Source organism: Streptomyces sp. NPDC054765 (assembly GCF_053612065.1).
The window spans coordinates 1-13762 of record NZ_JBSHBP010000026.1 but is presented as its reverse complement, the minus strand read 5'-3'; the positions used below and the strand labels follow the sequence as shown (position 1 = coordinate 13762).

The following is a 13762-nucleotide window of genomic DNA, read 5'->3' as shown; positions in this document are numbered from 1 at the left end:
AGACCCCCGCATCCGACCGGCCGGGAGACCGCTGTGCACCTTCCCTCTGAACTTCTCGCGCTGCTGCGCCGGCCGAGCACCTGCTTTCTGGCCACCTCGATGCCCGACGGCTCGCCTCAGCTGACCCAGACCTGGGTCGACACCGACGGCGACCATGTGCTGATCAACAGCGTCCGGACCCATGTGAAGACCCGGAACATCGGGCGCGACCCCCGGGTGGCCGTCACGGTCTGCGACCCGGACAACCCCTCGCGCTATTTCCAGGTGCGCGGCCGGGTGGTCGAGACCACGGCCGAGGGCGCGGTCGAGCACATCGAGCGGCTCGCCCAGAAGTACCTCGGGCGGCCTTACCCCTGGTACGGGGGCCGCGACCAGGAGCGCGTGCTCTTCGTCATCAAGCCGCAGAGCATCAGCGGTACGGGCTGACCAGGAGCCCGCATGGAAGGTCGCCCCGGCGCTCGCGGCAGGCACACCACGGTCCTCCAGCACGCCGGCACCACCCCGTCGTCCACCGCGGTGCTCGCCGGGACCGCCGCGGAGAGTCTGCCGGCCGGCGTGCTCAATGTGGTCTGCGCCTACCACAACGCCGGCCAGGACTGCACCGCGCTCACCCGGTTTCTGGTGCACCACCGCCGCTGCGAGGCCTTGGTGGCCGCGTTCGCGGCAGTGCGGGTGAACACCCGTGGCACCACGGTGCCGGAGATGCCACACGGCGGGGTCAAGCACTCCGGCTACGGCAGCGATCTGTCCCTCGCGGGGCTGCTGGACCACACCCGGGCCAAGCACGTGATGCGCTGAGCCGACGGGCACCGGGCGCGGCCGTGCCCGGGGGCGTGGGGCATCGCGCGGGCGCTCAGGTATCCGCCGCGCCGGGCTCCGTACCGGCCTCGCGGGCGACTGCGGGCGCCGTGCTCCGGGCGCCTGTCAGGTCCCGGGCCAGTGCCACGCGGGAGAGCAGCATGGCGCCCCACAGCACCAGGGCGATGCCCAAACATTCGGGGAGCAGCCACCAGCCGGTCCGGACCCGTTCGTCGTAGAGGGTGATGCCGAGCGACAGGCTCACCAGCGCGTCTCCGAGGGTGAGGACCGGCTGCGAGGCGGTCAGCGGGCCGGACTGCATGGCGTTTTCCAGCAGGAAGAGGGCCGTCACTCCGGCGGCGGCGAAGCCATAGGTCTGCCACGCCGTGAAGAACGCGGCGGGGCCGCCGCTCTGCCAGGCGTGGGTGGCGTCCTTCATCAGGGCCGCGGTGAGTGCGTAGGCGACCGCCGTCGCCCCGGCGAAGCAGGCCGCCCGTACACCGCCCGCTCCCCGGCGGAGCGCGGCGCCGGCCGCCGTGGCGATCACCGTGGCGCAGACCACGAGGGCGGGCACCCAGCGGCTGAACGGGGCGTGGGGGGTACCGATGGTGGGCGCGGCGGCCGCGAGGGCGCAGCCGAGGCCGACGACGAGCAGGGCCACGCCCGTCCATCCGCCGCGGGAGATCCGTCCGCCGAGGACGGCCCGTCCGATGAGCAGGGCGAGGGGCAGTTCGAGGACGAAGAGCGGCTGCACCACCGACAGCGCTCCTTGCGACAGTGCCAGCGCCTGGCAGCAGGCCGCGGCGATGACCGCGAGCATCCCGCCGAGCCAGACGGCACGGTGCAGCAGATCGACGAGCAGACCGAGGCGCAAACCGGTGGACAGCGGGACCGTACGGGCCGCGCGCCGCTGCAGCACGGTGGCCAGCGCATTGCCGGCCGCCGCGAGCAAGGCGAACAGGACGGCCGGCCATGTGGCCACGCACCCACCTCCTCGTCGGCCACCCGGGCGCCGGGACGGGCCGCGCCACCGCCGGTGGCCGGGCGGCGCGGGGTGGCGCTGTACCGGGCTTCGACGCTAACCGGAGGCCGACGGCACCGCCCGGCGGCCCGGACGCCGCTGTCCGCGCATCCGCCCGGCTCGCCCCGAAGGAGTGATGTATCTGCGGGCCGACCGGGACGCCGGCGAGCGCAGGCTGTGGGCGAGGGCGCCCCGCAGGCATCCCCCGTCCACCGAAGCGCGCCGTATAAATCGGCTTGGAACAGGCATATTCCTGCTACCCGACATGGATGGCTGGTCAGGAATTCCTATGCCCTCTTTCTCCCAGCGATGGCCCCGATACGTCGTGTTCGCTCCGAGCGTCCTGGTCGTCGGAGGGCTGGTCTGGGACGCGTTCTCGCCGGCGGACTACTGGGGCGACCCGATGCTGACGGCGGCGAGCGTGACGGCCGGTGCGCTGTTCTCCCTGCGGCACACCCTGGCGATCGGTGCCGCCATTGTCGTCGGCGTCCTCGTGCTGACGGTACGGGACGGCACCGTCCATGCGCTCGCGGGCCATCTGGAGCTCATCAACACCGTCTTCGCCGCGCTCATGGGCGTCGGGGTCAACCGGGTGGTCGCCCGTTACGGACGCCATCTGGACGTCGTCCGTTCGGTGGCGGAGGCCGCCCAGCGTGCCGTGCTGCCCGCACCGCCGGAACGCATCGGTCCGCTGGCCATCGCGGCCCGCTACCAGGCGGCGCAGAGCGAGGCCAGGATCGGCGGTGATGCCTACGCCGTCCAGCGGACCCCGTTCGGTGTCCGGCTGCTGATCGCCGATGTACGCGGCAAGGGGCTGGGGGCGGTGAGCGCGGTGTCGGTGCTGCTCGGCGCGTTCCGTGAGGCCGCCGAGCAGGAGCGTGAGCTGACGGCGCTGGCCGACCGGATGGAGCAGGCCCTGCTGCGGGAGAGCGAGCACACCTCCGAGGAGAACCGGCTCGAAGGCTTCATCACGGCCCTGATCTGCGAAATCGTCCCGGGCGCCACGGCGCTGCGGCTGCTCAACTGCGGCCATCCGGCGCCTTATCTCTGCCATGAGGACGAGGTACGCCCGCTGGATGCCGGCGATCCGGGCCTTCCGCTGGGGATGGGCGCGCTGGGCGCCGCGCGCCCCGTCCCCACCGACCGGCCGTTCCCGGCGGGCAGCACCCTGCTGCTGGTCACCGACGGGGTGACCGAAGCCAGGGACCGTTCCGGAGCGTTCTACGACCCCGCGACACAGCTGGCGGGCCACGGGCCGTTCCGGGGGCCGCGGGAGGTGATCGACCGCTTGGCGGGGGATGTCGAGCGCTGGACCGGCGGGCCGCGCGACGACGACATGGCGGTCCTCGCGATCACCCGGCAGGTGGAGCACCGCAGGCGGGGCGCCCCCGGTGAAACCAGCGCCGAACGCTGACGGGAGGCCGGGATGCTGACGGGAGGCCGGGATACGGACCTGATCGTCACCGAGAACATCACGCTCGACGGGGTCATCGACGCGGAGGGGGACCGGTTCGGCCCGGCGGGCGAGGCCGGCGTCGATCGGTCCGCGCCATGGGACCGCGCTGTCGGACCGCCCGAGCGCTGCCCCGTAAGCCCTGGCGGGACGGTCCTCGGCGAAGCCGGTCTCCGCCAGGAGTCCGGCAGCTGCCTGATGACCGTGGCCATATCCCGGCGCCGAAGGCCATATTGATGCATTCCGTGGCCCTTTCGGAATTTCCTCGTGTGCTGCCGAAAATCCGGGGAGTGGGATGAGAAGATCAGTCAGAGCATCAGCATCCGCACCGAGCGATCCGTCGCTCCCGCGCAGATCGGAGTTGATGTGTCCGACAACAGATCAACCCTGCTGAGTCAGCGCGCCGCCGTCATTTTTCTGCTTGGCGCCCTCACCGCTATCGGCGCCGGTGTGCTCACCTTTTGCAACGGCGGCACCCCGGCTTCCGCAACCCTCGTCGGCGGCGCCGCCTTCGGTGCCGCCGTCACCTTCTTCCATACGGTCATCGACTGAGCTTTCCCTGAGGCCTTCCGGCCCCGGCCCGAGGGCACACCGTGGCAAGACGGCCGAAGCAGCCGGCGCGACGCCCTGCGCGCGCCGCCCTCGCCCCACGGAGCTCATCCGGCGGGCGAGGGCGCTGCCCGAAGGGCCCGGCACCCTGGACTCCTACCTCACCGGCGCAGAGCCGGCAACCACGGACCGAGAGGCGACCGTACGGCGCGGTGATGCCGCGGTGCGCAAGCGCGAGAACCACCGGCTGCCGGGGCCCGCCCCAGGTCCCGCGGCTCTTGCGGAATCCGAGCCCCCGCATGCGGTGCGCTCCCGCACCTCAAGTGCCAAACTTGAGTCACCGCGCCCGGCCGCCGGCCGGGGCCCTTGCCGCCGAGGGGAACATCATGACCTGGGCATCTTGGACCACTGTCGGGATCCACGCCCTACCGGGCGCGGTCCGCACCGCGGAGATCGGCGTGATCAACGGCGACCTGACCATCCATACGACCTGGTCGGATGACCTGGCTCATGTAGCTGTGCAGTACACCGGAGCCACGGACTGGTACACCATGGCCGGCAGCCCCGTCCCGTGCCATTCCGAAGAAGCCAGCCGCACCTTCCACCAGGCCGTCGTCGAAGCCGTACGCGGCGGAGAGCGGGCCGAGGCGTCCCTCGACGAACTCTTCCCTTCGTAGCCCGGCGGCCCGGCCGGTCAGCGCGGCAACACCATGATCGAGAGCATCCGCGCACCCCGCTCCGTACGCGGCCGATAGCGGCTGCCGGGCGCGAACACCACGTAATTGCCGGGCCCGTGGCGTTCCTCGCCCTCGATCACCTCCCCGCTCAGCACGCCATGGCGCTCCTCGGCCGCATGCTCGTCGGCCTCGGGCCAGGCCCTGCCCGGGGCGAAGTCGATCAGCCGCCCCCGGGCGTACGCGGTCCTCGGGCGTACGCGGTCCTCGGCAGCCGGCGCCGTACGATCCCCGGTGCGGCCTCGGCCGGCGTCACGCCGTCGGCCTGAACGGCAATCCTCAGCCCACCCTCGCCCGCCTCGCCGAGCGGGCCGGGGTGTCGAGCCGCACCCTCGCCCGGCGGTTCGCCGAACACCTCGGGGCCAGCCCCGGGCCGTGGCTGCTCGGCCAACGCCTCGATGCGGCACGGGCGTTGCCCGAACAGACCGATCTGCCGGTGGAGGCCGTCGCCACCCGGGTCGGGCTCGCCTCCGCGGTCAGTCTGCGGCGCCACTTCCGGGCCGCCCGCGGCACCACTTCCGGCGCCTGTCGACGCACCTTCGGTGCAGGCCGGCCGGGGCGGACCAGGTCGCCCCGCTAGCACCCGCAGTTGGGCTCGACTTCCGAGCAACCATTTCGCGCCACTCCATGTCTCTCCCATGGAGCACCGTTGGTCACCTTCTGGCTACTTAAAGCTGACCAATTGTTAAATTTCGACCAGGAATCTTGAATCCTGATCATTTTGCTTTACATGCCCATGCCAGACATACCAGGGTTTGCGCGGGGCCCCGCGGCCCCCGTGGTGCACAACAGCACCGCGCGTACGGGCGGTTGGCCAGCCGACCGCCCCCGCAGCGCTAAGGACCTCCGTAGTGCGTAGACCCCACATACGCAGACACCGTCTGGCCATCGCCGTCGCAGTGACGACGGCCGCAACCCTCGCGGCGGGAGTGGCGGGCAATGCCTCCGCTTCCCCCGCGGCCTCGCCGGTCGCTGCCCCCTCCTCCTCGACTCCCGCTCTCCAGAAGGCCGTGGACGCGGCCCGCGCCGCCGCGTATGCCCACGCGTCGGCCACCGGAGTCGGCAAGAAGGACACCCTCAAGGCCACGGACGCGCTCGTCGACCCCGACGGCCGGCAGCATGTCCGTTTCCTACGCACCCACCGCGGGCTGCCGGTGCTCGGTGGCGACCTCGTCGTCCACCTCACCGCCACGTCGGCCTACGAGAGCGTGACCCGGGCCTACCGTCACCAGGTCGACGTGCCCGACACCGACCCGAAGCTGTCGGCCACGGAGGCCCGGACGAAGGCCGCCGCCGTGGCGAAGGGCCAGGCCGGTGCGGCCGAACTGGTCGTGGACGCCCGTGACAACCGGACCACGCTGGCCTATCGGGTGCAGGTGGCCGACAGCCGTACCGCCGAGGCCGACGGCGCCCGGACGGTCGTCATCGACGCGGCCTCCGGAGCGGTGCTGAGCAACGCCCCGGCCAACGACTCGTTCCTGTCGCCGGCCCTCCAGGCCAAGCTGCGGGCACGGGGCGAGCGGCTCAACCCCTCGTCCGGCACGCCTGCTCCCACCCCGCTCGCCACGGACAAGGCGGCCACGACTGCCGGGTTCCCGTCCGCGGCCACCGGCTCCGGCTCGTCCTTCTTCGTCGGCAGTGTGCCGCTGTCGACCACCCGGACCGCGCAGAAGTCCTTCACCCTCAAGGACTCCACCCGCGGGAACACCGAGACCCGGGACGCCGGCGGCAAGGAACTGGAGAAGTTCACCGACGGCAAGGCGTTCACCAGCACCACCAACCGCTGGGGCAACGGCACCACGAGCAACCGGGCGACCGCCGCGGTCGACGCCCAGTACGGCGTCACCAGCACCCTGGACTTCTACAAGAAGACCTTCGGCCGCAAGGGCATCAAGAACGACGGCCGCGGGGCGCACGCCCTGGTCCACTTCGGCAACAAGGTCGGCAACGCCTTCTGGTCCCCGGACTGCGGCTGCATGCTCTACGGCGACGGTGACGGCAAGACGTTCGCCAAGCCCCTGGTCGTACTGGACGTCACGGGCCATGAGCTCACCCACGGCGTCGTCGACGCGACGGCCAACCTCCAGCCCACCCGCGTCGACGCGGAGGGGAACCAGTTCGGCGAGCCCGGCTCCCTCAACGAGTCGCTGGCGGACATCTTCGGCAGCGCGGTCGAATTCTCGACCAACAACCCGAAGAACCCGCCGAACTATCTGATGGGCGAGAAGCTCGGCCTGCAGCAGAAGTTCCTGCGCCGTCTGGACAAGCCGTCCCTCGACAAGCTCGAAGGCACGGTCGACTACTGGTCGAAGGCGTCCTACGACACCGAGGTGCACGCCGGCTCCGGGGTCTCCTCGCACGCCTACTACCTTCTCGCCGAGGGAAGCGGCAAGAAGACGATCGGTGGCGTCGCCTACGACTCGCCCACGTATGACGACTCCCACGTGACCGGCATCGGCCGGAGCAAGGCAACGGCGATCTTCTACCGGGCGCTGACCCGGTACATGGTCTCCACGACCGACTTCCATGACGCCCGGACCGCGACCCTGCACGCGGCCAAGGACCTGTACGGCGCCGGGAGCACCGAGTACAAGACGGTGGACAAGGCCTGGGCCGCCGTGAATGTGACGGCGGCCAACGCGCCCGCCGCCAAGCACTGATCCGCACCGGAACAGGCCCGGCGTGGTGCCCCCGCCGCTCGCGGGGGCACCACGTTCGTCCCGGCAGGCCCGGCCCGCGGGTCCCTCCCGTGGTTCTCGACGGCACGGCCGACGGACGCCTACGTTGGAGACCATGATCAGCGAGCGCACGAGCGGCAACCGGCGGCTCGGCTATCCGGTGGCGGCGGGCGTGTTCGCGATCGGTATGGCCGGGACGACCCTGCCCACCCCGCTGTACGGGCTCTACCGCGAGCAGCTCGGGTTCTCCGAGCTGATGGTGACCGTGGTCTTCGCCGTGTACGCACTCGGTGTGATCACGGTTCTGCTGCTCGCGGGCAACCTCTCCGACGAAGTGGGCCGGCGCCCGGTGCTGTTCTGCGCACTGGGGCTGTCGGCGGCGAGCGCGCTGTGCTTCCTCTTCGAGGGCGGGCTGCCGATGCTGCTGCTGGGGCGGGTGCTGTCCGGGTTTGCCGCCGGGCTGTTCAGCGGCGCGGCCACGGCGACCGTGCTGGAGCTCGCGAAGCCCGGCCAGGAGGCGCACGCGGGATTCGCCGCCACCGCCGCGAACATGGGCGGCCTCGGCTGCGGCCCGCTGCTGTCGGGGCTGCTGGCCCAGTACACACCCTGGCCGTTGACCCTGCCGTTCCTGGTGCATCTCGTGCTGGTGGCCGTCGCGGCCGTGGCGACCCGGCTCTTGCCGGAGACCGTCGAGCATCCGCACCGTCCCCGCAAACTGCGGCCCCAGGGCCTTCGGCTGCCACCGGAAGTACGGGGCGTCTTCACCCCCTCGGCCGTCGCCGCGTTCGCCGGTTTCTCTCTCCTGGGGCTGTTCACCGCGGTCGCGCCGAGCTTCGTCGGCCAGACCCTGGGTGTGCACAATCTGGCCGTTGCCGGGCTCATCGTCTTCACGGTGTTCCTGGCATCGACCGCCGGGCAGTCCCTCACCGAACGGATCGGCGTACGCAAGGCCCTGCCGGGTGGCTGTCTGGTGCTGGTGGTGGGCCTCGTGCTCGTGGCCACCTCGCTGGCCGTGACCTCGCTTCCGGTACTGGTCGCCGGCGCGGTGTGCGGCGGTGTCGGCCAGGGCCTGGCGTTCCGCGCCGGCCTGACCGCCGTGAGCCGCGCGGCACCACCCGAGCACCGCGGCGGCACCATCTCGGCCTTCTTCCTCGTTGCCTACCTCGGCATTTCCCTGCCGGTCGTCGGCGTGGGGGCGCTCACCCTGGCGCTCGGCCTGCGCGACGCGGGCCTGGTCTTCTCCGCCTGCGTCATCGTGCTCGCCGTGACCGTCGGCCTCTACGTGCTGCGCCGGCCACCGACGGCCGACGCCTGACCGCTCCGGCAGTACCGGCGGACCGCCGCTTACCCGCCCGGCGCGAGCCGCACCCTCAGCTCCGCCGGCCCCGGGTGAACACCCCGGCGTCGACGGGCGCCGTGTCCCCCGCGAAACCGCCCGGCCCGGACGGGACCTCGTGTGCGCAGGGACCCAGGGATGCACGGCAGGTACGGACACCACCCGGATGGTCGGCCGCCTTCACTCTGCTGCCCCTCACCACACGCCCTTCCGGCCGAGGGCGGAAACGCTGAGATCCGGCAATCCCCCGATCCGACAGCCTCCCCGGCGAGGCGGAGAAGTGAGAATCGCATGGCCACACCGTCCACCCCGGGCCCGCTGAGCCGTCGTCGGCGTGGGTATCTCGTCACTGCCCTGCTCGCCGCCCTGTTTGCCGCTGCCACCGGACCGGCCACCGCCGACGGAGGTGCGGCAGGGCAGGGCGGGCAGGCAGGGGCCAAGCCCACCGTGGTGCTGGTGCACGGCGCGTTCGCCGATGCCTCCGGCTGGAACCAGGTGGCCGGGCGGCTGCAGCGCGCCGGGTACACCGTCGTCGCGCCGGCCAATCCGCTGCGTGGTCTGCCCCAGGACTCCGCCTACATATCCAGCGTGCTCAAGAGCATCCGAGGCCCGGTCGTGCTGGCCGGCCACTCGTACGGGGGTGCCGTGATCAGCAGCGCGGCGGCCGGCAATCCCCAGGTGAAGTCGCTGGTGTTCATCTCCGCCTTCATGCCCGACAAGGGCGAGGAACTCGGGCGGCTGGCGGCCGGGTTCCGGGGCAGCGAACTCAACTCCGCGCTGCGGCCGGTGCCGTTCCGCAACGCCGACGGCACCGGCGGGACCGATCTGTATCTGCAGCCCGGCATGTTCCACCGGGTCTTCGCCGCTGACCTCCCCCTCGCCACGACCCGGGTGCTGGCCTCCGCTCAACGGCCCATCTCCGCCACGGCGTTCACCGACAAGGTCACCGCCGCGGCCTGGAAGACCATCCCCTCATGGGCGCTGGTCGCCACCCAGGACAGATCCATCGCCCCGGACCTCGAACGGTTCGAGGCCCGCCGCGCCGGCGCCCACACCGTCGAGGTCAACTCCTCGCATGTCGCCATGATCTCCCACCCGGGTGAGGTCACCGCCCTCATCCTGGACGCCGCCACCGCCAGGCCGGCCGGGAAACCCGCCCTGGCGGCGACGGGGACCAAGCCCCTGGTGTTCATGGGCCTCGGCACGCTGGCCGGTCTGGCCGTGGTCGCCGGCGCGGGGCTCGTCGCCGGTGCGCGCAGGCGGCGGGGCGCCGCCACTTTGCCGACGGACCGCCGCTGACCGTCCCGGAGGCCACCGCCCCCGGCCCCCACGGCCGCCTCTCGTACACCGGTGAACGGCAGGAAAGGACCGACCACCTCGTGGGCACCCTCACCACCACCGACGGCACGGAGATCCATGCAGACGGGGCTCAAGGGGGCGTACGACTGGGTCAAGCAGTTCTCGGAGACCGACTTCACCGAGGACCTCAAGCGGTTCGATGTCCCCACCCTCATCGTGCACGGTGACGACGACCAGATCGTGCCTCTCGTGGCCGCGGGCGAGAAGTCGGTGAAGCTGGTGAAGAACGCCACGCTCAAGGTCTACCCGGGTGCGCCGCACGGCCTCTCGGCGATCGGCCCGTCCAAGGACGGCTTCAACGCCGACCTGCCGGCCTTCCTCAACAGCTGACGCGGGGCGCCACGGCGGCGGCCGGCGGGGAGCCCCGGGCGACCGGTACGCACAGACAGCCGGTGCCGGCCGAACGAACCTGTGGTCGTATCGGCCGGCACCGGATGGACAGCTGTCCGAATTACCTCCAGTCGCGGTCGCCGCCGCCCCAGCCCCAGCCGCCCCTCTCGCAGCCCTCGTTGAAGATCGGGCCGACGCGGTCGATGACGCCCGCGGAGAGCCAGCAGGAGCCGTAGTGGCCGTTGCCGCGGTGGTGGTTGTAGTGGTGGCCGTGGTGGCGGTCCTTGTCCTTGCCGTGAGCCACGGCGGCGCTCGCACCGCCCATGACGATAGTGGTGGCAAGGGCGCTGGCTGCGATCGCGGCGCGGATGCGCATGTCTGCTCCTCAGGAGGATCAAAGGGGTATACCGACCTTTTCAGGCATCACCTTCACAGAACCCCCCAAAACCTGACTCCACATGAATTGCGCGAGTCGGAGTAACCGTCCACCGGGTGCGCGCGGGGAATTCCCCCGGCCGCGGCGGCCCCGGCCGGACCCCCGCGCAGGGTCGCCGCATCCCCAACACGCAGCCGCAGACGGCCTGTTCGGCGTCGGCCCGATCGCCCGACGGGAGAGAAGCGGGTGCCAACCGTGGTCCGAACCGGCCGTCGGAGAAGCACCGTTCCCCTGTCGCCCGTTCGGGGAGGCGACGGACCACACGGAAAACCCATTTGATCTGACTACTCGTCATCACGGGTGTCCGGTGGGGCGGGATGAGCGTGACGGGGGTCGGGTCACCGGCGGGCAACCCCGCCCTGAGATGCTCTAGCGCATGAGCGAACACGGACCGGACGACGGGTACCTCCTCGACAACCGGCAGCCGGAGGCGGGCGAGCGCTTCCACGCCCTGGCCGAGCTGTTCGACCCGGTGACCTTCCGGCACATCGACCAGCTCGGGATCGCCGCGGGCATGCGCTGCTGGGAGGTCGGTGCCGGCGGCCCTTCGGTTCCCGCGGGGCTGGCCGAACGGGTCGGCCCGGCCGGCAAGGTGGTCGCCACGGACATCGAGGTGTCCTGGACCCGGGGCATCGCGGACGGCGTGATCGAGGTGCTCCGGCACGATGTGGCGGCCGATCCGCCGCCGCCCGGCGGCTTCGACCTGGTGCACGCCAGGCTGGTGCTCACGCATGTCGCCGACCGCGCCGAGGCGCTGCGCCGGATGGTTCAGGCACTGCGCCCCGGCGGCCGGCTGCTCCTGGAGGACGCCGATCCGGGGCTGCAACCGCTGCTGTGCCCGGACGAGTCGGGCGCCGAGCAGCGGCTGGCGAACCGGCTGCGGGCCGGTTTCCGGGAGCTGATGGCGCAGCGCGGCGCGGACCTCACCTATGGCCGGACCCTGCCGCGTCTGCTGCGCGAGGCGGGCCTCGCGGACGTACGGGCGGACGCGTACTTCCCGATCACCTCACCGGCCTGCGCCGTCCTGGAGGCCGCCACCGTGCGGCAGATCCGCGGCCGGCTCGTGGCAGCCGGGCTCGCCACGGACGAGGAGATCGACCGCCATCTGGCACACGTCGCCGACGGCCGCCTCGATCTGGCCACCGCGCCAATGATCTCGGCCTGGGGGCGTCGTCCGTGACGGGCTCGCCGACGGCCTGACGAAGCGTCAGCCCTCGCCCCGCTCAGGCCCGGTCGGGCTTCGCCGGCTTCCGGCCGGGGTTGCCCATGTCCTCCCCGGTCACGCCGTAACCGGGGGTCCGGCGCAGGACCTGGGCGCAGGCCCGGTCCTGCGCGATCCACTCCGCAACCCCACCCTGGTCGGCCGCTACTACACGCTTCATACCCGCGGTCAGCCCGTCCCCTCAGCGACGGCTTCGCCGGTATCCGGGGACGCGTTCGCCCATCCCATGATCCGGCGCGCGGTGCCGCCGAACAGCGCGGTCTTCTCCGGCTCGGAGAATTCGCCGCTGTCGAGCAGGTAGTGCAGGCCCTGGGCGTACGAGTGGTAGCCGGGATGCCGCGGCACCGGGGCGAAGCCGTGGGGACGACCGAAGACACGGTGCTGATCCGTCGCCCACATACATCGGTCGACACCGAACGCGTCGAGTACCCGCTCGAGGTAGGGCCAGATGTCCGGGTACGGGTAGGAGGTGGTCGACAGGGTCGGTACGCCCGACAACTTGACGGAGACGTTCGGAAACTCGGCGAGTGCCAGGAGCTTCCCGAGGCCACGCCACGGGGGATTGTCGGCCGGCATAGAGGGCGGCTGGTGAAGCCCGAGGTGATCGACGAAGCCAGGCCGGCGCCCTCGGGGACGGGCAGAGGGCAAGCCCGCGCCATCGTCGCGACAGCGTTCGCGTGCTTCGACGCCGCCACTGCGACATGGCTCGAAGGCAACGGGCAGGGCAACATTCTTGACCTGTACGACCAGGGCCTGGCTGCGGTACGCAGCTAGCGACGCCGCCGGACTCACCGCACTCGCCGACCGCCTCACGTATCCGCGGCGACCGGATACCGCACGAGGCACTGACCGTCGGCGTCGACCCGCTGCACCTCGCCCTGGCCTTCAACCTGAGAACCGGGCCGCCCCGTCGGCATCGCCCTGGAGACAGCGCGTCTGAAGGACCACACCCACTGACCGGCGCCCCCGGACCACTGAGTCCTGGCTGCTCCACCGGGAACCCGATCAACTCGGCGCATCGTCCTCTGCTACGACTGGAGACGCGACAAGAACCGTGGGACACAGAGGAGATGATGCAACGGTGGGGTTGCCGGTACTGTTCATACTCATCGGCTTCGTGGGGTTCGGGTACGCCATCCGCGAGTTCGCCCTCCAGCGCCGCCTCCGACGCGAAGGGGTCCGCGTCGAGGGAGTGGTGGTCCGGCACCGCAGCAGCAGGAGCAACGAGGGGACCGTCTACTTCGCAGTGGTCAACTTCGTCGACGCCCAGGGCAGTCCGCACGAGTTCGAGGGCAGAGCCTCCGGCGTCAAGGGCCTGCCCCTCGGCGGCCAGGCCCCGGTGGTCTACCTCCCCGGCGCGCCGGAGACCGCACGCATCGACCTCCCCTCCATGCGAGTTACCACCCTCGGTCTTCCCCTCGTGGCCGGCGCCGGGTTCATGGTCTGCGCGATGGTGATGCTCGCCGGCCATTGAACCGTCGGCCCGCCCCTCCGGGAGACGCGGGAGGCAAGCCGGACGGACCGGGCCCGGTTTTCGTATAGCTACGGCGAAGTGCCATCTGTGGGCATCCGTCCTGTGCAGGGGCCTCCCCCGGCGTCGCGGTAACCGCGCATTTACTGCGACGGCGGATCGCCCCACCTGGGACAACGGCCTCGTTTCCACGGGTGAGGTGTACTCAATTGCCGTCGGACGGAGGCGGAAGACCACCGTCGCTTCGCCGTCGTAGCGGCGAGGTGAAGCTGGAGGCAGCCGTGCGACGTGAGGTCGCGTGATGTGAGTGATCGCAGCGGTTGAGGGATCGGAGGAGGTGATGTTCGACGTTGCGATCGGGCGAGTGTCCAGACG

General features: G+C 71.4%; 17 protein-coding genes and 2 pseudogenes. 14 read left to right on the top strand and 5 right to left on the bottom strand.

Going from position 1 to position 13762, the window contains the following annotated elements; all coding sequences use genetic code 11:
* Positions 1–33 precede the first annotated feature (33 nt).
* Both ACWGJY_RS18400 and ACWGJY_RS18395 read left to right on the top strand, forming a co-directional pair.
* The gene (locus ACWGJY_RS18400) at positions 34–426 is read left to right on the top strand and encodes a PPOX class F420-dependent oxidoreductase (RefSeq protein WP_453261851.1); all 393 of its coding nucleotides are present in this window, start codon (positions 34–36) and stop codon (positions 424–426) included.
* Between the two features lie 12 nt (positions 427–438).
* Entirely contained in the window at positions 439–798 is a 360-nt protein-coding gene (locus ACWGJY_RS18395; protein ID WP_453261850.1) for a hypothetical protein, read from the top strand.
* A 55-nt stretch (positions 799–853) separates the two neighbouring features.
* Here ACWGJY_RS18395 and ACWGJY_RS18390 read toward each other — a convergent pair whose 3' ends face one another.
* Positions 854–1780, bottom strand: a complete 927-nt coding sequence (locus tag ACWGJY_RS18390) for a DMT family transporter (protein ID WP_453261849.1) — start codon at positions 1778–1780, stop codon at positions 854–856.
* Between the two features lie 364 nt (positions 1781–2144).
* On the opposite strand from ACWGJY_RS18390, the gene ACWGJY_RS18385 reads away from it, so the two are divergent.
* The 4 genes from ACWGJY_RS18385 to ACWGJY_RS18370 all read left to right on the top strand — a co-directional run bounded on the left by ACWGJY_RS18385 (position 2145) and on the right by ACWGJY_RS18370 (position 4498).
* Positions 2145–3233 (top strand): PP2C family protein-serine/threonine phosphatase, encoded by a 1089-nt coding sequence (locus ACWGJY_RS18385; RefSeq protein ID WP_453261848.1) that lies wholly within the window; start codon positions 2145–2147, stop codon positions 3231–3233.
* Between the two features lie 12 nt (positions 3234–3245).
* Complete coding sequence (locus ACWGJY_RS18380) at positions 3246–3509, top strand: hypothetical protein (RefSeq protein WP_453261847.1); 264 nt, start codon at positions 3246–3248, stop codon at positions 3507–3509.
* 129 nt (positions 3510–3638) lie between these two features.
* Entirely contained in the window at positions 3639–3824 is a 186-nt protein-coding gene (locus tag ACWGJY_RS18375) for a hypothetical protein (RefSeq protein WP_453261846.1), read from the top strand.
* A 383-nt stretch (positions 3825–4207) separates the two neighbouring features.
* A complete protein-coding gene (locus ACWGJY_RS18370) occupies positions 4208–4498 on the top strand; it encodes a hypothetical protein (RefSeq protein WP_453261845.1) in 291 nt (96 codons plus the stop codon).
* A gap of 17 nt (positions 4499–4515) precedes the next feature.
* On the opposite strand, the gene ACWGJY_RS18365 is transcribed toward ACWGJY_RS18370, so the two are convergent.
* Complete coding sequence (locus tag ACWGJY_RS18365) at positions 4516–4653, bottom strand: hypothetical protein (RefSeq protein WP_453261844.1); 138 nt, start codon at positions 4651–4653, stop codon at positions 4516–4518.
* A 188-nt stretch (positions 4654–4841) separates the two neighbouring features.
* Here ACWGJY_RS18365 and ACWGJY_RS18360 point away from each other — a divergent pair.
* The 5 genes and pseudogenes from ACWGJY_RS18360 to ACWGJY_RS18340 form a co-directional block, all read left to right on the top strand.
* Positions 4842–5135, top strand: a pseudogene (locus tag ACWGJY_RS18360) (helix-turn-helix domain-containing protein); the annotation flags it as partial.
* A gap of 271 nt (positions 5136–5406) precedes the next feature.
* Positions 5407–7215 (top strand): M4 family metallopeptidase, encoded by a 1809-nt coding sequence (locus tag ACWGJY_RS18355; protein WP_453261843.1) that lies wholly within the window; start codon positions 5407–5409, stop codon positions 7213–7215.
* Between the two features lie 133 nt (positions 7216–7348).
* Entirely contained in the window at positions 7349–8548 is a 1200-nt protein-coding gene (locus ACWGJY_RS18350; RefSeq protein WP_453261842.1) for an MFS transporter, read from the top strand.
* A gap of 312 nt (positions 8549–8860) precedes the next feature.
* Positions 8861–9868 (top strand): alpha/beta fold hydrolase, encoded by a 1008-nt coding sequence (locus tag ACWGJY_RS18345; protein ID WP_453261841.1) that lies wholly within the window; start codon positions 8861–8863, stop codon positions 9866–9868.
* A 114-nt stretch (positions 9869–9982) separates the two neighbouring features.
* Positions 9983–10258, top strand: a pseudogene (locus ACWGJY_RS18340) (alpha/beta fold hydrolase); the annotation flags it as partial.
* Positions 10259–10379: 121 nt separating this feature from the next.
* Here ACWGJY_RS18340 and ACWGJY_RS18335 read toward each other — a convergent pair.
* Positions 10380–10634 carry a hypothetical protein gene (locus ACWGJY_RS18335; protein ID WP_453261840.1) on the bottom strand — a complete coding sequence of 85 codons (255 nt, stop codon included), beginning with the start codon at positions 10632–10634 and terminating at the stop codon, positions 10380–10382.
* 436 nt (positions 10635–11070) lie between these two features.
* On the opposite strand from ACWGJY_RS18335, the gene ACWGJY_RS18330 reads away from it, so the two are divergent.
* Entirely contained in the window at positions 11071–11874 is an 804-nt protein-coding gene (locus ACWGJY_RS18330; RefSeq protein WP_453261839.1) for a methyltransferase domain-containing protein, read from the top strand.
* 43 nt (positions 11875–11917) lie between these two features.
* Here the strand turns inward: ACWGJY_RS18330 and ACWGJY_RS18325 are convergent, their stop codons facing one another.
* Entirely contained in the window at positions 11918–12076 is a 159-nt protein-coding gene (locus tag ACWGJY_RS18325; RefSeq protein ID WP_453261838.1) for a hypothetical protein, read from the bottom strand.
* A gap of 8 nt (positions 12077–12084) precedes the next feature.
* The gene (locus ACWGJY_RS18320) at positions 12085–12492 is read right to left on the bottom strand and encodes an amidohydrolase family protein (protein WP_453261837.1); all 408 of its coding nucleotides are present in this window, start codon (positions 12490–12492) and stop codon (positions 12085–12087) included.
* A gap of 12 nt (positions 12493–12504) precedes the next feature.
* Between ACWGJY_RS18320 and ACWGJY_RS18315 the strand changes: the two genes are divergently transcribed.
* Together ACWGJY_RS18315 and ACWGJY_RS18310 are read left to right on the top strand one after the other, a co-directional pair.
* The gene (locus ACWGJY_RS18315) at positions 12505–12690 is read left to right on the top strand and encodes a hypothetical protein (RefSeq protein ID WP_453261836.1); all 186 of its coding nucleotides are present in this window, start codon (positions 12505–12507) and stop codon (positions 12688–12690) included.
* A 307-nt stretch (positions 12691–12997) separates the two neighbouring features.
* Positions 12998–13390 carry a DUF3592 domain-containing protein gene (locus ACWGJY_RS18310; protein ID WP_453261835.1) on the top strand — a complete coding sequence of 131 codons (393 nt, stop codon included), beginning with the start codon at positions 12998–13000 and terminating at the stop codon, positions 13388–13390.
* The last annotated feature ends 372 nt before the right edge of the window (positions 13391–13762 follow it).